17 protein-coding genes, 1 pseudogene and 1 riboswitch are annotated in these 18,686 nt (G+C 64.5%); of the genes and pseudogenes, 11 read left to right on the forward strand and 7 right to left on the reverse strand.

Features of this window, described 5'->3' with window-relative positions:
- Positions 1-41: 41 nt before the first annotated feature.
- The gene (locus ACE3UG_RS17245) at positions 42-518 is read right to left on the reverse strand and encodes a DUF1348 family protein (RefSeq protein ID WP_374626108.1); all 477 of its coding nucleotides are present in this window, start codon (positions 516-518) and stop codon (positions 42-44) included.
- A 305-nt stretch (positions 519-823) separates the two neighbouring features.
- On the opposite strand from ACE3UG_RS17245, the gene ACE3UG_RS17250 reads away from it, so the two are divergent.
- From ACE3UG_RS17250 to ACE3UG_RS17260, 3 genes are all read left to right on the forward strand, one after another.
- On the forward strand, positions 824-1,465 hold the full coding sequence (locus tag ACE3UG_RS17250; RefSeq protein WP_374626203.1) for a CsgG/HfaB family protein: 642 nt from the start codon (positions 824-826) through the stop codon (positions 1,463-1,465).
- Between the two features lie 127 nt (positions 1,466-1,592).
- Complete coding sequence (locus tag ACE3UG_RS17255; RefSeq protein WP_374626110.1) at positions 1,593-1,964, forward strand: DUF4810 domain-containing protein; 372 nt, start codon at positions 1,593-1,595, stop codon at positions 1,962-1,964.
- Complete coding sequence (locus ACE3UG_RS17260; protein ID WP_374626112.1) at positions 1,961-2,626, forward strand: DUF799 domain-containing protein; 666 nt, start codon at positions 1,961-1,963, stop codon at positions 2,624-2,626. The genes ACE3UG_RS17255 and ACE3UG_RS17260 overlap by 4 nt, the downstream gene beginning before the upstream one ends.
- Positions 2,627-3,010: 384 nt before the next feature.
- Here the strand turns inward: ACE3UG_RS17260 and ACE3UG_RS17265 are convergent, their stop codons facing one another.
- The 4 genes and pseudogenes from ACE3UG_RS17265 to ACE3UG_RS17280 form a co-directional block, all read right to left on the reverse strand.
- Positions 3,011-3,151, reverse strand: coding sequence for a DUF3563 family protein (locus ACE3UG_RS17265; RefSeq protein WP_374626114.1), 141 nt, complete (start codon positions 3,149-3,151; stop codon positions 3,011-3,013).
- A gap of 493 nt (positions 3,152-3,644) precedes the next feature.
- Positions 3,645-4,025 (reverse strand): annotated as a pseudogene (gene cueR / locus ACE3UG_RS17270) (Cu(I)-responsive transcriptional regulator); the annotation flags it as partial.
- Between the two features lie 7 nt (positions 4,026-4,032).
- Positions 4,033-4,839 (reverse strand): endonuclease/exonuclease/phosphatase family protein, encoded by an 807-nt coding sequence (locus ACE3UG_RS17275; protein WP_374626116.1) that lies wholly within the window; start codon positions 4,837-4,839, stop codon positions 4,033-4,035.
- A gap of 174 nt (positions 4,840-5,013) precedes the next feature.
- Positions 5,014-7,587, reverse strand: a complete 2,574-nt coding sequence (locus tag ACE3UG_RS17280; RefSeq protein ID WP_374626118.1) for a heavy metal translocating P-type ATPase — start codon at positions 7,585-7,587, stop codon at positions 5,014-5,016.
- Between the two features lie 270 nt (positions 7,588-7,857).
- On the opposite strand from ACE3UG_RS17280, the gene ACE3UG_RS17285 reads away from it, so the two are divergent.
- The 3 genes from ACE3UG_RS17285 (at position 7,858) to ACE3UG_RS17295 (ending at position 9,969) form a co-directional block, all read left to right on the forward strand.
- Positions 7,858-8,058 carry a heavy-metal-associated domain-containing protein gene (locus ACE3UG_RS17285; RefSeq protein WP_374626120.1) on the forward strand — a complete coding sequence of 67 codons (201 nt, stop codon included), beginning with the start codon at positions 7,858-7,860 and terminating at the stop codon, positions 8,056-8,058.
- 148 nt (positions 8,059-8,206) lie between these two features.
- A riboswitch (FMN riboswitch) is annotated at positions 8,207-8,386 on the forward strand.
- 97 nt (positions 8,387-8,483) lie between these two features.
- Complete coding sequence (gene ribB, locus ACE3UG_RS17290; RefSeq protein WP_374626122.1) at positions 8,484-9,236, forward strand: 3,4-dihydroxy-2-butanone-4-phosphate synthase; 753 nt, start codon at positions 8,484-8,486, stop codon at positions 9,234-9,236.
- A 166-nt stretch (positions 9,237-9,402) separates the two neighbouring features.
- Complete coding sequence (locus ACE3UG_RS17295; protein ID WP_374626125.1) at positions 9,403-9,969, forward strand: PaaI family thioesterase; 567 nt, start codon at positions 9,403-9,405, stop codon at positions 9,967-9,969.
- A gap of 107 nt (positions 9,970-10,076) precedes the next feature.
- Here the strand turns inward: ACE3UG_RS17295 and ACE3UG_RS17300 are convergent, their stop codons facing one another.
- Entirely contained in the window at positions 10,077-11,858 is a 1,782-nt protein-coding gene (locus ACE3UG_RS17300; protein ID WP_374626127.1) for a cation:proton antiporter, read from the reverse strand.
- Positions 11,859-12,314: 456 nt separating this feature from the next.
- Between ACE3UG_RS17300 and ACE3UG_RS17305 the strand changes: the two genes are divergently transcribed.
- The 4 genes from ACE3UG_RS17305 to ACE3UG_RS17320 all read left to right on the forward strand — a co-directional run bounded on the left by ACE3UG_RS17305 (position 12,315) and on the right by ACE3UG_RS17320 (position 15,910).
- Positions 12,315-13,001: a DUF2848 domain-containing protein gene (locus tag ACE3UG_RS17305; protein ID WP_374626129.1), complete on the forward strand. Its 687-nt coding sequence runs from the start codon at positions 12,315-12,317 to the stop codon at positions 12,999-13,001.
- Positions 13,002-13,021: 20 nt separating this feature from the next.
- The gene (locus ACE3UG_RS17310) at positions 13,022-13,750 is read left to right on the forward strand and encodes a GntR family transcriptional regulator (RefSeq protein WP_374626131.1); all 729 of its coding nucleotides are present in this window, start codon (positions 13,022-13,024) and stop codon (positions 13,748-13,750) included.
- Positions 13,751-13,752: 2 nt separating this feature from the next.
- Positions 13,753-15,138: an amidase gene (locus tag ACE3UG_RS17315; protein WP_374626133.1), complete on the forward strand. Its 1,386-nt coding sequence runs from the start codon at positions 13,753-13,755 to the stop codon at positions 15,136-15,138.
- A 259-nt stretch (positions 15,139-15,397) separates the two neighbouring features.
- Positions 15,398-15,910 carry a disulfide bond formation protein B gene (locus tag ACE3UG_RS17320; RefSeq protein ID WP_374626135.1) on the forward strand — a complete coding sequence of 171 codons (513 nt, stop codon included), beginning with the start codon at positions 15,398-15,400 and terminating at the stop codon, positions 15,908-15,910.
- 137 nt (positions 15,911-16,047) lie between these two features.
- Here the strand turns inward: ACE3UG_RS17320 and ACE3UG_RS17325 are convergent, their stop codons facing one another.
- A complete protein-coding gene (locus ACE3UG_RS17325) occupies positions 16,048-17,013 on the reverse strand; it encodes a LysR substrate-binding domain-containing protein (RefSeq protein WP_374626137.1) in 966 nt (321 codons plus the stop codon).
- Positions 17,014-17,201: 188 nt separating this feature from the next.
- Here ACE3UG_RS17325 and xdhA point away from each other — a divergent pair, with 188 nt between their 5' ends.
- Positions 17,202-18,674: a xanthine dehydrogenase small subunit gene (gene xdhA, locus ACE3UG_RS17330; RefSeq protein WP_374626139.1), complete on the forward strand. Its 1,473-nt coding sequence runs from the start codon at positions 17,202-17,204 to the stop codon at positions 18,672-18,674.
- The last annotated feature ends 12 nt before the right edge of the window (positions 18,675-18,686 follow it).

Here is an 18,686-nt window from a genome sequence, read left to right on the forward strand (position 1 = left end):
TCGAGACTTGAGACTTGTCGGCGCCGCCATGCCGGTCCGCCTTACAGACCGAGCTCGCTCAGTCCCGGATGATCGTCGGGACGGCGTCCCTGGGGCCAGTGGAACAGGCGCTCACGCTCCGCGATGCGCGAGTCGTTGATACTGGCATGGCGCTCGGCCATGAGTCCTTGCGCGTCGAACGCCCAGTTCTCGTTGCCATACGAACGGTACCAATTGCCCGAATCGTCGCGCCATTCGTAGGCAAACCGCACCGCGATGCGGTCCTCGGTGAACGCCCACAGCTCCTTGATCAGCCGATACTCGAGTTCGCGTTGCCATTTGCGCGTCAGGAATTCGACGATCTGCTCGCGGCCACGCGGAAATTCGGCGCGATTGCGCCAGCGACTGTCGACGGTATAGGCCAACGCAACCCGCGCAGGATCACGCGAGTTCCAACCGTCCTCGGCCATACGAATTTTCTGAATTGCGCTCTCCCGCGTGAATGGCGGAAACGGCGGACGGGACTCACTTGCGGCCATGGCAACACTCCTATCGGAAATAGCAGGGAAGAAAAGAGAAGACCGTGCGAGTGTATCGCCAAGCCGCTTTCCGCGCTGGACGTGCGGAACGCGCACACCGTATCGCTACGCATTAACGTCACGGCGACGCATGCTAAGATCAGTACACCTTACCAAATCTCACAAAAGCAGAAGGCTGAAAATCGGTAAGGGACCAGATGCCCGCGACGGGTCGACGTCATCACAGATCGTCCGCCGGGTGACAACACATACAGGGGATCACCGTGCAGAAAAGTCAGTCCAGCATTGCGCTGTTTGGCGCCGCCATGCTCGCCGTCGGCGTGCTCGGCGGTTGCGCCACCGAAAGTTCGCGCACCGTAGCAATCGCCAAGGTCGAAAGTGCCAGCCGTCCGTACGTCGGTGTGCGCACGCCGATCGCCGTCGGCAAGTTCGACAACCGTTCCGCGTACATGCGGGGCGTTTTTTCCGATAACGTCGACCGTCTCGGCAGCCAGGCCAAGACGATCCTGATCACGCATCTGCAGCAAACCAATCGCTTCAACGTGCTCGACCGCGACAACATGGCCGAGATCCGCCAGGAAGCCGACATCAAGAAGACTCGGCAGGCCCTCAAGGGCGCCGACTACGTGATCACCGGCGACGTCGTCGAGTTCGGCCGCAAGGAAGTGGGCGACAAGCAGCTTTTCGGCATTCTCGGCCGGGGCCGCGAGCAGATCGCCTACGCCAAGGTCAACCTGAACGTGGTCGACATTGCCACCAGCGAAGTCGTGTTTTCGAGCGGTGGTGCGGGTGAGTTCGCGCTGTCCAACCGCGAAGTGATCGGCTTCGGCGGCACCGCAGGCTACGACTCGACGCTCAACGGCAAGGTCCTCGACCTCGCCATGCGAGAGGCCGTCAACAACCTGGTCGCCGGCATCGAAGGCGGCGCCTGGAAACCCGGCAAGTAAGCCGTCCCCTTTGGGTTGAAGCCTGCCGCTGCGCGTCGTTCGCGACGCGCCCGGTCTCGCACGCCATGTGCAGGCCGGGCACGATGCATGCGCGCGCCGCAGCCTACCTGTCAGGATCTTTATCGTTATGAATTTCAAGTTCGCATCCGGGCGCGCCGCCGTGGCGGCCGTCCTCGGTGGCGCCCTGCTCACGGGTTGCGCCACCCCGCCCAAGCCCTTATACGACTGGGAAAGCTACCAGCCGCAAGTCTACGAGTACTTCAAGGGTGAATCGAAGGAGGCCCAGATCGTCGCGCTCGAGCGCGACCTGGAGAAGATCAAGGCCGCCAATAACGCCGCGCCGCCGGGCTATCACGCCCACCTCGGCCTGCTCTACGCATCGGTGGGCAAGCCAGACAAAATGGTCGAGGAATTCCTGACAGAGAAGCGATTGTTCCCGGAGTCGGCCGGCTACATCGACTTTCTTCTCAAGAACAAAACGCCGGAGGCCAAGCAATGATCGTACGACTCTTTCGATGGGTGACGGTGGCGGCACTGGCCGCCGTCATGACCGGTTGCGCGGTTCATCAGGCCACGCCGTATGACTACACGGCGTTCAAGGAAAGCAAGCCGAAGTCGATTCTGGTGTTGCCGCCGCTGAACGAATCGCCCGACATCGACGCGACTTATAGCGTGCTCTCGCAGGTCACGGTGCCGTTGGGCGAGGCCGGCTACTATGTGATGCCCGTGGCACTGGTCGACGAGTCGTTCCGTCAGAACGGCCTGACCGTCGCCGGGGACATCCATCAGGTGAGTCCGGCCAAGCTGCGCGAGATCTTCGGCGCCGACGCCGCGCTCTATATCAAGATCTCGCAATATGGCACCAAGTACATGGTGCTCGACAGCGCCACGGTGGTGACGGTCTCGGCCGACCTCATCGATCTGCGCAATGGCGCCAAGCTGTGGAGCGGAGCGGCCAGCGCGTCGAGCAACGAGGGGAACAACAACAGCGGCGGCGGCCTGATCGGCATGTTGATCACGGCAGCGGTCAAGCAGATCGTCAACAGCGTGTCGAATGCCGGCTACACGGTTGCCGGCACCGCCAATGCACGCCTGCTGTCCGCCGGACGCCCCGACGGCTTGCTTTACGGCCCGCGCTCACCAAAGTACGGCACCGACTGAGGCTATTCCACGCGCCCCCTCGGCGGTGCGGTGGCTCGCTCACTGCACCGCCCGGGGCGGCGCACGCCTGCGCAGACGCCGGCTTGTCATCTATAGTGATAACGCATCACCTGGACCGATAGCGACACCGCGTCTCAACGCGGGAGCGTACGCGCAAGCCGACGCAACGCAACGCAACGAGGGACACGCATGAACGACAAAGCCCGCCGAAGTGGCGGGCTTGCGCGAGCCAATCCCGGGAAAGCAGGAATTGGCATCCGGACTCACGGCTGGGCGCCGTCGCACGCCATCACATCGATGACGGGGATCGCCCGGTGTGACGATCGACTTGCCTGATTGCGCCAGCGACGACCGTTCGTCCGGAAGGACTTGCTACAGCGTTGCTTAGTAACCGGCGGTTTCGAGCGCGCGGATACGGTGCTCCAACTCGATGATGTCCTTCGACTCGGCCAGGAAGGCCTCACGACGACGACGCTCAGCTGTTTCGAACCAAGTATTCACGACTTCAAACAGGGCGACAAACATGACGTTTCTCCAGTTCATTTAGTGTGCTGCATTGCAGCAGTGCTTTGCATTATATAGGGTTTTCCCGTTAAGGGTTAGCCCTTATTTGCGAAAATCCCCAAAAATCTGCTAGAGGGCTGCTTCGAATGCCTCGAAGTTAAAATAAAGCTATTTAAAATCAAGAACATAAACAACTGTCGGCACGTTGCAACATCCCCCTGCGGCGCACGGTCGCAGGGGGTCGATCAAAATGAATGGGGCAAAAAAAAGCGCCGCTGCTGCGGCGCGTCATGCGGAAATTCGGCGGTGGAGCGCTCACATCGCCTGCCACGGCTTAGCCCTGGGGGCCGCGACCGACCTGCCCCTCACCGTCACCGGCCAAGCCGTCTGCGCAGGCGCTGGCATTGGTGACAACAGCGTCCGCTGCAATGGCCTCCTGCGCCGGACTGCACGCGGCCTTCGCGCCCGAAGAAACATCCGCCTTGGCGCCGAGGTCGCCAGAAAGCGCGCCACCCGCAATCCCTTCCAGTATCGGACACTCGGGACGGTCGTCGCCGTGACAATGCACGGCGAGGTGAGAGAGCGTGTCACGCATCGCCACCAGTTCCCCAATGCGTTGATTGAGTTCGTCGACATGGGATTGCGCCAGCGCCTTCACTTGTGCGCTGGAACGGCCGCGATCCTGCCATAGCGCCAGCAACTGTCGGATCTGATCGATCCCGAAACCCAGCCGCCTCGCCTGGCGAATAAACCGAAGCAGATGGAGATCCTGCTCGGCGTAGCGCCGATAACCCGCCTCGGAGCGAGGACTCGGGGGCATCAGGCCGATACTCTCGTAGTACCGGATCATCTTGGCCGTCACGCCGCTGGCCTGCGCCGCTTGTCCGATGTTCATGGCTGCCTCACTGGGGGAAACGAGGGTTGAACGACGGGGTCAAGGAACCGCTCACTCCCTTGCCGGCGTCCGACGGCACGAGTCGAGCGCTGATCGGTGAATGATCGGAAATCCGTGACCAAGGGCGCCCGTGCAAAACCTGCGCCCCTTCGATATGAAAGCCGCGCGCGTAAATGCGGTCAAGTCGTAGAAGCGGCAATCCGCTCGGAAAACTGCGCGCCGGACGCCCTTCACTGTTCTGAAACACCTCGGTCAGCGCCAACCGTTCGGCCAGCAGCCGGTCCGCCTGATTGCTCCAATCGTTGAAGTCGCCTGCAATAATCAACGGCGCATCCGCAGGAATGGCGTCGGCCACCCGCTCCGTCAGCATCTCGAACTGGCGGCGGCGACCGCGACCGGCCAGCGACAAATGAACACACAAGGCATGTAACGGCTGCGACAGGCCCGGCACGGCGATCTCGCAGTGAAGCATGCCGCGCTTCTCGAAACGATAGGTCGTGATGTCGTGGTTGTCGGACCGGACAATCGGATAACGGCTCAGAATCGCATTGCCATGATGCCCGTGCTCATAGACGACGTTGCGTCCGTACGCGTGATCGTTCCACGTGGCGCCCGCCAGAAACTCGTGCTGCGGTTGCATCGGCCAATTGCTGTGACGCTCGGCGTGTCGCTGGTGCATGCCCTGCACTTCCTGCAAAAAGACGAGATCCGGTGCAAGCCCCTCCAACCCCTCGCGCAGTTCGTGAACCCGCAAGCGATTGAATGCGGAGAATCCCTTGTGGATGTTGTAACTCGCGATGTGCAGACTATTCATATATGGCAGCATTGCCCTCACGCCGGAAGACAGACGATATCACCTAGATGGCGTCGCGATCGGCGAATTTCAAGACAAATTGGAACCTGGACGGCGCATGAAGCAATCTCTGCCCATGCGCCGCGTCTCTAATTTCATTATGCGCCGTTCGCCTTGTGCCCGGGCAAGCCACCCTCACGCGCCGACGCCATGGGCTTCGCCCATCTGCCCCGCTGTGCGGGTGTTGACGTCCTGCACTGCCGAACGCCAGCGGCGCAACAACAACGCGTTGCTCACCACGCTGACACTGCTGAGCGCCATCGCCGCGCCCGCGATCATCGGGTTCAACAGCCCGAATGCCGCCAGCGGAATCCCGACCACGTTGTACGCGAAGGCCCAGAACAGGTTCTGACGAATCTTCGACCATGTGCGACGCGAGACGTCGATGGCATCGGCAACCCGCAGCGGATCGCCGCGCATGAGCGTGATGCCGGCCGTCTGCATGGCCACGTCGGTGCCCGAACCCATTGCAATGCCGACGTCGGCCGCCGCCAGTGCAGGGGCGTCGTTAATGCCGTCGCCAACCATCGCGACGACCGCGCCGTTGCGCTTGAGCTGTGCGATCACCTCCGCCTTATGCTCAGGCAGCACGTCGGCATGAACTTCGTCGAGCCCCAACGCGTCGGCCACCGCCCTCGCGCTCCCTGCGTTATCTCCCGTCACCATTACGCAGCGCACGCCCAAGGCATGCAGACGCTCGATGGCGGGCCGTGCCGTGACTTTGAGCGTGTCACCGAACGCCAGCAGTCCGAGCAACCGCGCCCCCGCCCCGACGTTTGCGCCCTCGTTTGCGCCCTCGTTTGCGCCCTCGTTTGCGCCCTCGTTTGCGCCCTCGTGCGCGCCTGCGCCCGAACCAGCGGTTTCGACCAGCCATGAGACAGTGCGCCCCTCGGCCGCCAGCCGCGCAGCTTCCTGCGCAAGCGTCGCTTGCGAAACGCCCAGTTCGTCGAGCAGCCGCGCGTTCCCCAACTGCAGCGTGTGGACGTCGCTCGGATCGCCCCCTGCCTCGATACGGGCGCGCATTCCTCTGCCAGGCAGCGCGACAATGTCGGACGCCACCGGTATCGCCGACGTCAGCCCGGCCTCGTCTGCGGCCGTCGCTACGGCCTTCGCAAGCGGATGAGAACTGCCCGACTGCACCGCAGCGGCCCAGCGCAGCAACCTATCGGCCGTCATTCCGGCCGCAGGCAGATGGGCCACGAGACGCGGCTTGCCTTCGGTCAAGGTGCCGGTCTTGTCGAACGCCACGATGCTGATGCGATGCGCCAGTTCGAGTGCTTCGGCATCCTTGATAAGAATGCCCTGCCGTGCAGCGGCGCCCGTGCCGACCATGATCGCGGCCGGCGTTGCCAGCCCGAGCGCACACGGGCACGCGATGACCAGCACTGCGACTGCATTGAGCAGCGCCGCCTCGAAGCCGATGCCAAGCGCCCACCCGCCGATCACCGTCACGATCGCGATGAGCACCACCACCGGCACAAACACGGCGGCCACACGGTCGACGGCGCGCTGGATCGGGGCCTTGCCTGCCTGTGCGTCTTCGACCATGCGGATGATGCGAGCCAGCGCAGTATCGGCACCGACAGCCGCTGTCTCGATCTTGAGCGTTCCAGCCCCGTTGATCGAGCCGCCGACAACGGTGTCGCCGCCCGCTTTGTCGATGGGCAACGGTTCACCGGTGAGCAGCGATTCGTCCAGTTGGCTTTCGCCCTCGCGAATGACGCCATCGACAGGCACCCGTTCACCGGCACGTACCACCACCCAGTCGCCAACCTTCACTTGCCCCAGCGGCACCGACACCTCGCTTGCCGCGCCCTGCGGATCGCGCAACACACGCGCCGTCTCGGGACGCAGGGCCGCAAGCGCGCGAATCGCTTCTACGGTGCGACGCTTTGCCCGCGCTTCAAGCCACTTGCCGAGCAGCACCAGCGTAATGACGACGGCCGCCGCCTCGAAATACAGATGCGGCATGCCGTCGGCCGGGGTGCGCCACCATTCGTACAGACTCAGCCCGTAGGCGGCAGAGGTGCCCAACGCCACCAGCAAATCCATATTGCCGCTACCGGCGCGCAACGCCTTGTAACCCGCCCGATAGAACCGCGCACCCAGCCAGAACTGCACCGGTGTGGCGAGCAACCACTGCCCCCACGGCGGGAGCATCAGATGAATGCCCACCGGTTCGAGCAGCATGGGCAGCAACAACGGCAGGGACAATGCCGCCGCGACGGCAACCGGCCACCATGTCGGGCCTTCGCGAGACGCACCGGCCTGCGCCGGGTCCGTCGCAGGCAACGCTTCATAGCCTGCCTTCTCGACGGCAGCGATGAGCGCCCCCGCGTCGACCACGCCACGCACCCCGCGCACGGCCGCGCGCTCCGTCGCCAGATTCACATTGGCCTCGACCACCCCGGCCACTTGACGAAGCGCCTTTTCCACACGCCCCGCGCATGTCGCACACGTCATGCCGCCAATGGCCAACTCGAACGACTGCTCTGCGACTCGATATCCCGCGTCGTTCACGGCCGTCTCGACGGCACCGAGCAGCGCCGCAGGCGTGACGTCGGGTGAGGCTTCCACAGCGGCCGTTTCGGTCGCGAGATTGACGTTGGCGTTGGCCACTCCCGGCGCGCGCCGTAACGCCTTCTCGACCCGCATCACACATGAGGCGCAGGTCATGCCTTCGATACCGACCGACCAGTTCCGAGTCATCTTCAGGTCTCCAGAAAGACTGTCTTCATGTATCACAGCATAGACCTTGCCATGGCGGGAAGGTCAAGCCTCCGGCGTCAACATGTCGCAGTCCGTGCAGAGACAGTCTCGTCGAACATCACGATAGCGCGCCTGCCACCGCTCAGGGTTGGGCCGCGTCTGAACGAATGCGCGAATACACTGAAAAAGCCCTTGAGCTTCCCTTGGCAGGAAGGTCTATGATGACTTCGTACGATCAATGTCACGGAAACCGCTTTCAAGGAATGCAACATGCAAGTGCAAGTCGAAGGAATGACCTGCGGTCATTGCGTCAAGGCCGTCACGCGTGCGATCACCGAGTGCGACGCTTCAGCGAAGGTCAATGTGGATCTGGGCTCGGGTCGCGTAGACGTCGAAAGCCGTCTCTCGCCGACGGAAGTCAGCACCGCCATCACCGACGCCGGTTACACGGTCAAAGGCACCCAGGCCTGAGCGTCACACGGCGCTTCGGATGTCGCGAGCCGCATGCGGCTGCGCGGCCTTCCCTGCAGACTGGCGACACCCTGTGCTACGCTCTGTCTCGCCAAACACGTAACGGCACCCCGCAATGCGTAACTGCGAGCTGCCTTGCGAATGGCATACACGTCTTCAGGGCGGGGTGAAAGTCCCCACCGGCGGTAGGTGACGTTGCGCAGTGCAAGCTGCGTACGTCACGAGCCCGCGAGCGCTTGCCCCCGTCGCTTTCGCGACACCGGCAGGGTCAGCAGATCTGGTGCGATGCCAGAGCCGACGGTCATAGTCCGGATGAGAGAAGATGCGTCGATACCCGCGCGCCATGGAACTACGTTCCGTGGTGGCGTCCGTTCGCATGCCCCGAAAACGTTTTTCGCCCGATTGATTTACGCGAGGAGCGTTTCATGTCCGATATCACAAGCCCTACCCACGCAGCGCAGCAACAGGCCGCATCGGCCGCCCATTCGACTGGAGCAACCGGAACGACTGGCGCGACCGGCGATCTGCACGCCTACCCGGCATTCGCCAACCTGCCGCCGGTCGAAGTCCGCCTGGCGGCATCGCTCGAGGCCATGCGCGAAGGCCGTCCGGTCATTCTCATGGACGATCTCGACCGCGAAAACGAAGCCGATCTGATCGTCGCCGCCGAGAAAATCACCCCAGCCACCATGGCCATGCTGATTCGCGAATGCAGTGGCATCGTCTGCCTATGCCTGCCCGACGAGACACTGCGCCGTCTCGATCTGCCGCCGATGGTCGAGCAAAACCAAAGCCGTTACGGCACGGCCTTCACGGTCACGATCGAAGCGCGTCAGGGCGTGAGCACCGGGGTCTGCGCCGCCGACCGCGTGACCACGATTCGCGCGGCCATTGCCGACGATGCCCAGCCCTCCGATCTGTCCCGCCCGGGCCACGTCTTCCCGCTGCGCGCACAGCCGGGCGGCGTGCTCACGCGTCGCGGTCACACCGAAGGCTCGGTCGATCTGGCCATGCTCGCCGGTCTGAAACCGGCCGCCGTGTTGTGCGAGTTGATGAATCCGGACGGCACAATGACGCGCGGCGTCGACATCGAGCGCTTCGCCGAGCAACACGACCTGCCGATACTGACCATCGATGAGTTGGCCACCTATCGCCGCGGCCGCGCACAAGCGGCCTGAGCCCACGCCCCGACGTGCGCCCCCGAAGTCACGACGACGGTGTCAGCCGCCATCGCCGTGACTTCGGCTCGATGCCGCCCTCTAACGCAGAACGCCATAAGCGAACACCACGACTTTTATAATCGGACGATTTCGCTAGCATCATAAAAGCCACGAGGAAGACGTCATGAATATCCGACCGGATGCCGCCGCCGTATTGGCGCAATGGAATGCGGACGAAAGCGCCGTGCGTGAGCGGCTTGCACGCAATGGTCCCCTGCGCTACGGCGTCGCCGCGCCTTCGGACGTCATCGGTCTGTCGGGCCAGGAGATTTTCCAGGCGATGTTCGACGGCAAGCTCCCGATGCCCCCCATCAGTGAGACGCTCGGCTTCATCGCCATCGAAGTCGGGAATGGCCGCGCCGTATTTCAGGGTCGCCCGGCGCTGCCGTATTACAACCCGCTCGGTGCGGTCCATGGCGGCTGGTTCGCCACCCTGCTCGACTCGGCCGTCGCCTGCGCGGTTCATTCGACGTTGCCTGCGGGGCGCAGCTACACCACGCTTGAACTCAAGACGAACATGGTCCGGGCCCTCACGCGCGACATACCGTGCGTACGGGCAGAGGGCGAAGTCATTCAGGTGGGGCGCCAGGTCGGCATTGCCGAGGGCCGCATCGTCGGTCCGGACGGCACGTTGTATGCGCACGCCACGACCACCTGTCTTATTTTCGACTTCCCGCCGCGCACGGCATAAACGACACGCCGCATTCTGAAAAAACCCGCCGGAGGGAATGAATCGGCCTCCGGCGGGTTTTTTTGCGGTATGCCGCCACGCGGTCGTCGCAACGGCATGCACGTCATTCAATGCGGCGAACCGCCGCCTTTCTCGCTATCGGGTTGATGTTCGAGCGTTTCCTTGAGCGCGATCTGGAGCTTTGCGTGCATCCGCACGAACCAGCTTCGCATGACGATGGCCAGCACCACCGTGCCTGCGACGATCAGCACAATCATCTCCGTGGACGGCAGAATGCTCGCCGACAGGGCCGCCACCAACAGGATCACGCCAACCATCGCGGCAATGGGCAGAATCTCGGCCACCACACGTCGCACCTGGAGCGTGTAACGCCCGGTCAGGCTCGGCGGCACCGACAACTCCACCAGCAACAGCGAGAGCGATTTGAGCTTGCGGTACACCGCGATCAGGAACGGCAGCGACAGCACGAGCGCCACGCCCCAGACCACCGCACTCTGCAGGCTCGGGTCGCGCACCCACGGCGACATCAGTTCGGCCAGTCGCCGATAGAAGAAAGCACCGCCGAGGAAGATCGTCACGACGAGCGCAAGATTGATCGCCACGCTCACCACGATGCGACGCACGATCGCGACAAGCGCAGCGCTATCGCCCGTCAGATGAATGCTCTGCAGCCACTGGGTGTACTGCCCGAGCACGTAAGTCAGGCGCCCCGGCATCGCGCGGCCGAGCCAGCCGGTGACCGGATCGGCGCTCTTGATCAGGTACGGCGTGAGCAGTGTCGTGATGACCGAAACCGCGACGGCAATCGGGTAAAGAAAGTCGCTCGTCACCTTGAGCGAAAGGCCCAGCGCCGCAATGATGAAGGAGAACTCGCCGATCTGCGACAGGCCCATGCCCACACGCATCGATGTGCGGCCGTCCTGCCCCGAGAGATACGCGCCCAGGCCGCACGACACGATCTTGCCGACCACGACCGCCAGGGTAATGACCAGAATCGGCCAGATATACGTGACGAGCACGTGCGGGTCGAGCAGCAGACCGATGGTGACGAAGAACACCGCGCTGAACATGTCGCGCAGCGGCGCAACCAGCCGCTCGATGGTGTGCAGCTCACGCGCTTCGGCCATGATCGCGCCGATCAGGAACGCGCCGAGCGCCACGCTGTATCCCATCTTGATCACCAACAGGCAGAAGCCAAAACACAGGCCGAGCACGACCACCAGCAACATCTCGTCGCTCTTGAATTTCGCCACATACGCCAGAATGCGCGGCACGAGCAGAATGCCCACGACGAGCGACACCACCATGAACAGCAGCAGCTTGCCCAGCGTGAAGGTGGCCTCGCCTGCATCGACCGAGCCGCTCAGTGCAATGCCCGAGAGCAGCGCGATCATGCCGATGGCAAGCACGTCTTCCACGATCAGCACGCCGAAAATGAGCTGGGCAAAGCGCTCGCGCTTCATGCCGAGTTCGTCGAGCGCCTTGACGATGATGGTGGTCGACGAGACCGCGAGCATGGCGCCGAGGAAGATCGAGTCCATCGCCTTCCAGCCGAAGAAGCGCCCGATTTCATAGCCGAGCCAGAGCATCAGCACGATTTCGGTGATCGCTGCCACGAATGCCGTCACGCCCACCCGCGCGAGCTTGCGCAGGCTGAACTCCAGCCCCAGCGAGAACATCAGGAACACGACACCGAGTTCGGCCAATATGCCGATGGTCTTCTCGTCGTGTATCAGCGCGAACGGCGGTGTGTACGGGCCGATGATCACGCCCGCCACAATGTAGCCGAGCACGACCGGCTGCCGAAATCGGTTGAAGATGACCGTCACAATGCCGGCCAACAGCATGATGACGGCCAGATCCTGAATGAAGTCGATGGCGTGATGCATCCGATACGTTCTCCCCGAGGCGCGTTGCGCCGTTATTGATGTTCTTGAGGCCACGCCCGCTACGCGCCGCTCCCGTCGGGATGCTGCGGTAACACAAGGCGTGATGCTTGATGAAGGTGGGAAGCCGGCGGGGTGCCACCGGCTTGATAGACGTTGCCTGGATTCGCCCGTCGCCCCCCGACGAATCTGTCGCCGAGGCGCTGACCTGCGCCCCCCCGGAGGGTCTCCGGCCCCGTGCCCGGATCGGCAAAACCCGCCGAACGGCCCGCCCGAGCGCGGCGAAAAACCAATATACGCGATGGGCGAACACGCGCGCAACCCAAGATTGACGGGGCTTTTCATAAAAAATTCCCTTCCCGGTCACACTCAATGAAATTTTTCTTCTTGCCTTTTGTCTCGTCCCCTTGTGAAATATCACATAAATATCAATTGAATTTCATGGGGAGTTCACGACGTATGCGTTTTCGTCTGTCGTTTAGCGTGTCGGGTGACGGCGCCGAGAAGAATGTCGACGTGCCGGTCGACACATTGATCGTCGCCGGCTGGGCGGGACGCGATCTCGACGCGGTCGAGCACCACATCGCCGAGTTGGCCGCACTGGGGGTGCGCCGCCCGTCGAGCACGCCGTGCTTCTACCGGCTCGCGCCCGCGCTGCTGTCACAGGGCGAGGCCATCGACGTCGTGGGCCAGACCAGCAGCGGCGAAGCCGAATGCGTGCTCCTGCGCCACGGCGACGAGCTGCTCGTGAGCGTAGGCTCCGATCACACCGACCGAGAGGTCGAGGCGTACGGCGTGACCGTCTCGAAGCAGGTATGCGCGAAGCCGGTCGCGCGTGAGGCGTGGCGCTTTGCCGACGTTGCCGCGCACTGGGATCGATTGGCGCTGCGCTCCTGGGTGACGCAGCACGGAGAACGGCGTCTATATCAGGACGGCACGGTGGCAAGCCTGCTCTCGCCGCAGACGCTGATGGCCAAGCTCGGGCCGCACGGCTTGCCGGCGGGCGCCGCGATGTTCTGTGGCACACTCGCTGCCATTGGCGGCGTGGCCGGCGGCGAGCGGTTCGAGATCGAACTGCACGACCCGGTCCTCGGCCGCACCCTCCGGCACAGCTACGCCACGCAGGTGCTCGCTATCGCCGACTGACTGCGCCCAACCCCAACCCGATGCCCAACGACACGCCTCTCAAGCCCGATCCCGCCGCTGCCGCTGATCCCGCTAATCTCGCTGATCCCGCCACCAACGTGACGCAAGCCGCTGCCGATGGCCGCAGCCTGACCGAGCGCGCTTACGAAGCGATCAAGCACGACATCATCACCTTGCGGCTGCGCCCTGGCGAGACGCTCAACGAAGTCCAGTTGATGCAGTCCACGGGGCTTGGGCGCACACCGGTCCACCAGGCGATGCACCGGCTGGCGCTGGAAGGGTTGCTGGTCATCCTGCCGCGCAAGGGCGCGCTGGTGGCGCCCGTCTCGCTCAACGACGCGCTCGAGATCATCGACGTTCGCATGATCAACGAGGCGTATTGCGTGGAACTGGCCGCGCGCGCGGCCACCCCGGCCGACCTCGCGGCCATAAAGGCTGTGCTGGCGCGCTCGCACGAGGCCATCGCCACGCGCGATGTCGCCGAAATGATGCGCATCGACCGCGACTTCCATCTGGCGATCTCTCGTGCCTCGCGCAACCAGACGCTCGCCGAACTGCTGCGCGGCCTGCACGAACGCTCGCTGCGTTTCTGGTTTCTCGCCCTGTCGACGCCGAGTCATCTGGAAGGCGTCTACGAGGAGCATCTCGAACTGTTCGAAGCGCTCGCCGCGCACGACGCCGAGCGCGCCCGCCGGGCCATCGCCCGCCATATCGAAGAATTCCGCACCCATATCCTGAAAGCGATCTGAACATGAGCACCGACGCCATCGATCTGAAACGCCCCCTGCCCGAACTCGCCGCCGCGCTCGACGCAGGGCGCACCACAAGCCGCGCATTGACCGAACAGGCGCTCGCGCGCATCGCCGATCCGGCGGGCCAGGGCAACGTCGTCTTCACGCACGTCGATACGCAAGCCGCCCGCGACGCCGCCGACGGCCTCGACGCCCTGCGCCGGGCCGGCGTGCGTTTGTCGCCGCTGATGGGCATTCCCGTGTCGGTGAAGGATTTGTTCGACGTGGCCGGGCAAGTTACGCGCGCGGGCTCCAAAGTTCTGTCGGACGCCGCCCCGGCCAGGCACGATGCACTTGCCGTGGCGCGCCTGCGTCGGGCCGGCGCGGTGATCGTGGGGCGCACGAACATGACCGAGTTCGCGTTCTCCGGCCTGGGCCTGAACCCGCACTATGGCACGCCACGTTCGCCGTGGCAGCGCGCGGCGGGTCACGTCGCCGGCGGGTCGTCGTCAGGGGCAGCCGCGTCGGTGGCCGACGGCATGGCAGCCGTCGGACTCGGCACCGATACGGGCGGCTCGATCCGCATTCCTTCGGCGTTTTGCGCGCTGACGGGCTTCAAACCGACGGCGGCGCGCACACCGCGCGAAGGCGCCCTGCCGCTCTCGACCTCGCTCGACTCGGTCGGCCCCATCGGCCGCTCCGTCGATTGCTGCGCCTGGGTCGATGCCATTCTTTCGGGCAATGCCGTCGACGAAACCTCGCAGGCGCCGCGCGACGTTCGCGGCATGCGCTTCGGCGTGTTGACGAACTTCGTGCTGGACGGCGCGCAACCCGAGGCCCTGGCCATCTACGAGCGTGTGCTCGCGACCCTCGCCAAGGCAGGCGCGACGCTGGTGACGTTCGACTTCGCACCGTTCGACAATCTGCCTGCGATCAACCGCTTCGGCTTTTCGCCCATCGAGGCGTATGCGTGGCATCGCGCGCTGCTGGCCGAGCGTGCGCAGGACTACGATCCGCGCGTGCTGGTACGCATCCGGAAGGGCGCGCCGGCCAGCGCGGCCGACTACATCGACTTGCTGAACGCGCGCGCCGCCCTCATCGCCGCTGCGACCCGCGTCTGGCAACGCTTCGACGCAGTGCTGTGCCCGACCGTGCCGATCGCGCCACCGGCCATCGCGCCGCTCGAGGCGAGCGACGACGCGTTCACGGCAACCAACGCGCTGGTGCTGCGCAACCCCACGGCCATCAACATGATCGACGGGTGCGCGTTCTCGCTGCCGTGTCACGCTCAGGGAGAAGCACCGATCGGCCTGATGGTCAGCGCAGCGGCGGGCGACGACGCTCGCCTGTTTCCGGTCGGCCGCGCAATCGAGCACGCCCTGCGCGCGGCGGGCCTCGGCGGTTGATGCTGCAAGCGCGGGCGCGGGGCGGCCGCGCCACCCGCGCATCACGTGTCACGCGTCACGCGTCACGCGTCAACCGCGGGCATGGCGGGCTCGGCTGTCGGCGCAATGCACGCAAGCGTCTGATTTTCGGGCAAAAAGTTCCGCACTTTTTCGGCTCACGTATGCATCGGGCTGGGGTTACAATGCCAGCCCAAGTGCCTGCCACCCGGCGTCATGCGGGGTTTCGCGGGATTCGTGATGGCCCACTGCCCGAAGTGACATGAACGCTCAAATCGACCCGGCCCTGCGCCGCGAACGCCTGCTGTACCTCCTGCTCACCGTCGTCTGCCTCGCCCTGTTGGGCGGCGCGCTGTACTTCCAGTACGTGCGTCACGAAGACCCGTGCCCGCTGTGCATTCTGACGCGCTACGCGCTCGTGCTGATCGCGATCTTCGGTCTGGTAGGCGCGCTCTCGCGTGGCTGGGCGAGCATTCAGTTCGCCCGCGTGCTTGCCGCGCTGTCGGCGATCGGCGGCATGGCGGCGTCGGGATATTTGATCTACGTGCAGGCCAATCCGCTGGTGAGCTGCGGGTATGACGTGGTCGAAGCGTTCGTCGACGCGTTGCCGACGTCGCGCATGCTGCCGCAAGTCTTCCAGGTGCAGGGAATGTGTCAGACGATGTACCCGCCGATCCTTGGTCTCACACTGCCGATGTGGTCGCTCGCCGCGTTTGTGGTGATTTTCCTGTCGCTGGCGCTGCATCGCCCGCGCCGCGCGATTTCACTGCGCTAAGCGTCACAGATCGTACCGGCCGCCTGTCTTCGGGCAGCGGCCGCGATTTCTCCGTCCCCCGCCTCGCCGCCCGCAGTCCCGCCTCGCCACAATCCCGCCTTCCCGCAGTCCCGCCTTCCCCGCACCGTCCCTCGCTCTCAAGGCCGCGCCAGCGCAGGCGTGTCCGTTCCGCCGCCGTTCGCGGCATCGAGCTCCGTCGCCACCTCCGCCACTCGCCGACGCAGCCACGTCACCTCCGGCGCCGCATGCGTACGCTCGTGCCATAGCTGGTAGAACCGCATCGGCGGGAAGGCGAACGGCGACGGCAGCACGCGAATCGGCAGATAGCGGGCATAGTGCTGTGCGAACTGGCGTCCCGTCGTAAACACCAGATCGGTGCGCATCAGCACATACGGCACGAGTCCGAAGTACGGCATCGTCATCTGAATATTGCGGCGCAGGCCCTGTTCGGCCAGACACCCGTCGATGAAGCTATGCCGCTCGGCCACGTACGGGGTAGGCGCCAGATGCGGCAATTCCAGATAATGCTTAAGCGAAATGCCCTTGTTCGCGAGGGGATGCTGCGCGCCGAGCATGCAAACCACCTCGTCGTCGAACAGACGCGACATGTGCAGTTGCGGTGGCGGCTCCAGCCAGTTGCCGATCACGACGTCGAGCGCTCCGTTCTCCAGCGCGCCGGCGTAGTCGAAGCCCGTGTTGATCGGCTGTACGTGCAACCGGGCCGACGGCGCGTCACGGCGCAGCACTTCGGCGATGTTGGGGAGGAAAACGGCGTCCAGATAATCGGGCGCGCCGAGACGGAACGCCCGCGTGGTGGTCTGCGGCGCGAATTCCGTGGCGGGATGGGTAATGCGCTCGATGGCGGCGAGCGCGTCGGTCGCGTAGCCCAGCAGTTCCCGGCCGCGCTCGGTCGCCACCATGCCGCTCTTGCCACGCACCAGAATGGCGTCGCCGGTGATCTCGCGCAGGCGGCGCAGCGAGTTGCTGATGGCCGGCTGCGACTGGCCAAGCTTGAGCGCGGCGCGCGAGACGCTTTGCTCGGTCAGCAGCGTATGCAGCACCCGCAGCAGGTAGGCGTCGATCTGTTCGCGGGGTCTTTGCATGGACGAGGACGCTCTGGGCAGCTTGGGTTGAGCCATAGTTTATGACAATGCCGCCTCATCGGGGCGATCGAATAGGCATCATCATGGCCGCGAAATATTTACCTCCGCCGCCAGTGCTATCTTCGGTTCATCCTCACGCCGGCCATGTCCTGGCGCGTCTGCAATCCCACTGCACTACACTGAGAACCATGGAGACACAAGCCATCCGCTTTTTTTACCGCGGCAAGGTGCACGAGGTCACTGGCGAGGCCACGACCCGCACCGTGCTTCAGTACACGCGCGAAGACCTGCATTGCACCGGCACCAAGGAAGGGTGTGCCGAAGGCGATTGCGGTGCCTGCACGGTCGTGATCGGCGAACTGGCCGACGATGGCAACGTGGCGCTGCGTGCCGTCAACGCCTGTATCCAGTTCCTGCCCACGCTCGACGGCCGCGCGCTCTTCACGGTCGAAGACCTGCGTGCCCCCGATGGCGCGCTGCACCCGGTGCAACAAGCGCTCGTGGACTGTCACGCCTCGCAGTGCGGCTTCTGCACGCCGGGCTTCGTGATGTCGCTGTGGGCCATGTATGTGAACCGCCCGGCGCACGCCGGCTGCCCAACCCGGCGCGAAATCGACGACGTGCTCTCCGGCAATCTGTGCCGTTGCACCGGCTATCGTCCGATCGTCGACGCCGCCCAGGCGATGTTCGACCTGCCGCGCCGCGACTTCGACCGCCCGGCGCTCGCAAAGCAACTCCAGGCGTTGCAGCGTGGCGACACGTTCTCGTATGCGCACGACGGCAGCGTGTTCCATGCGCCGCGCACGCTGGCCGCACTGGGCCGCCTGCGCGCGGCTCACCCGGACGCGCGCATTCTGGCCGGCAGCACCGACGTCGGCCTATGGGTCACCAAGCAATTCCGCGAGCTCAAGCATCTGATCTATATCGGACAGGTCGCGGAACTGCGCGAGATTTCCGAAGGGCCGAGCGGCCTCTATATCGGTGCGGGCGCGCTGCTCAACGATGCGTTCGATGCCCTCGTCGCGCACTATCCGGCGCTGGCCGAGATGCGGCAGCGCTTCGCCTCGTTCCCGATCCGCAACGCCGGGACACTGGGCGGCAACGTGGCGAACGGCTCGCCCATCGGCGACTCGATGCCTGGATTGATCGTGCTCGGAACGCGCATCGTGCTGCATCGCGAAGGGGCGGTGCGCGAGATGCCGCTCGAAGACTTCTATCTGGCCTATCAGAAAAACGCACTCGAAGCGGGCGAGTTCGTGCAGGGCATCCGCGTGCCGCTGCCGAGTGCGGCGCAACGCTTTCGCACCTACAAGCTGGCCAAACGCTTCGATCAGGACATCTCGGCAGTGTGCGCCGCCTTCGCGGTCGAACTCGACGGCGAGACCGTGCGCTCGGCGCGCGTGGCCTTTGGCGGCATGGCCGCCACGCCCAAGCGTGGCAGCGCCATCGAAGCCGCATTGACCGGCCAGCCGTGGACCGAAGCGACGGTGCGCGCCGCGATGGCGGCACTGCCTGCCGATTTCCAGCCGCTCTCCGACATGCGTGCGACCAGCGCCTACCGGCTGGCCGGGGCGCAAAATCTGCTGTATCGTTTTTTCCTGGAAACGCGCATCGATGCGCCGCTTGCGGCGCACGAAGTCAACGCGTTCGCCCACAGCTAACCGGAGGGTGCC

It is taken from the genome of Pandoraea sp. (genome assembly GCF_041919235.1).
Classification (GTDB): domain Bacteria; phylum Pseudomonadota; class Gammaproteobacteria; order Burkholderiales; family Burkholderiaceae; genus Pandoraea.

Coding starts and splice junctions, on each gene's coding strand:
- ACE3UG_RS17245 (WP_374626108.1), bottom strand. CDS start 518: ATGGCCGCAAGTGAGTCCCGTCCGCCGTTTCCGCCATTCACGCGGGAG.
- ACE3UG_RS17250 (WP_374626203.1), top strand. CDS start 824: ATGCTCGCCGTCGGCGTGCTCGGCGGTTGCGCCACCGAAAGTTCGCGC.
- ACE3UG_RS17255 (WP_374626110.1), top strand. CDS start 1,593: ATGAATTTCAAGTTCGCATCCGGGCGCGCCGCCGTGGCGGCCGTCCTC.
- ACE3UG_RS17260 (WP_374626112.1), top strand. CDS start 1,961: ATGATCGTACGACTCTTTCGATGGGTGACGGTGGCGGCACTGGCCGCC.
- ACE3UG_RS17265 (WP_374626114.1), bottom strand. CDS start 3,151: ATGTTTGTCGCCCTGTTTGAAGTCGTGAATACTTGGTTCGAAACAGCT.
- ACE3UG_RS17275 (WP_374626116.1), bottom strand. CDS start 4,839: ATGAATAGTCTGCACATCGCGAGTTACAACATCCACAAGGGATTCTCC.
- ACE3UG_RS17280 (WP_374626118.1), bottom strand. CDS start 7,587: ATGACTCGGAACTGGTCGGTCGGTATCGAAGGCATGACCTGCGCCTCA.
- ACE3UG_RS17285 (WP_374626120.1), top strand. CDS start 7,858: ATGCAAGTGCAAGTCGAAGGAATGACCTGCGGTCATTGCGTCAAGGCC.
- ribB (WP_374626122.1), top strand. CDS start 8,484: ATGTCCGATATCACAAGCCCTACCCACGCAGCGCAGCAACAGGCCGCA.
- ACE3UG_RS17295 (WP_374626125.1), top strand. CDS start 9,403: ATGAATATCCGACCGGATGCCGCCGCCGTATTGGCGCAATGGAATGCG.
- ACE3UG_RS17300 (WP_374626127.1), bottom strand. CDS start 11,858: ATGCATCACGCCATCGACTTCATTCAGGATCTGGCCGTCATCATGCTG.
- ACE3UG_RS17305 (WP_374626129.1), top strand. CDS start 12,315: ATGCGTTTTCGTCTGTCGTTTAGCGTGTCGGGTGACGGCGCCGAGAAG.
- ACE3UG_RS17310 (WP_374626131.1), top strand. CDS start 13,022: ATGCCCAACGACACGCCTCTCAAGCCCGATCCCGCCGCTGCCGCTGAT.
- ACE3UG_RS17315 (WP_374626133.1), top strand. CDS start 13,753: ATGAGCACCGACGCCATCGATCTGAAACGCCCCCTGCCCGAACTCGCC.
- ACE3UG_RS17320 (WP_374626135.1), top strand. CDS start 15,398: ATGAACGCTCAAATCGACCCGGCCCTGCGCCGCGAACGCCTGCTGTAC.
- ACE3UG_RS17325 (WP_374626137.1), bottom strand. CDS start 17,013: ATGCAAAGACCCCGCGAACAGATCGACGCCTACCTGCTGCGGGTGCTG.
- xdhA (WP_374626139.1), top strand. CDS start 17,202: ATGGAGACACAAGCCATCCGCTTTTTTTACCGCGGCAAGGTGCACGAG.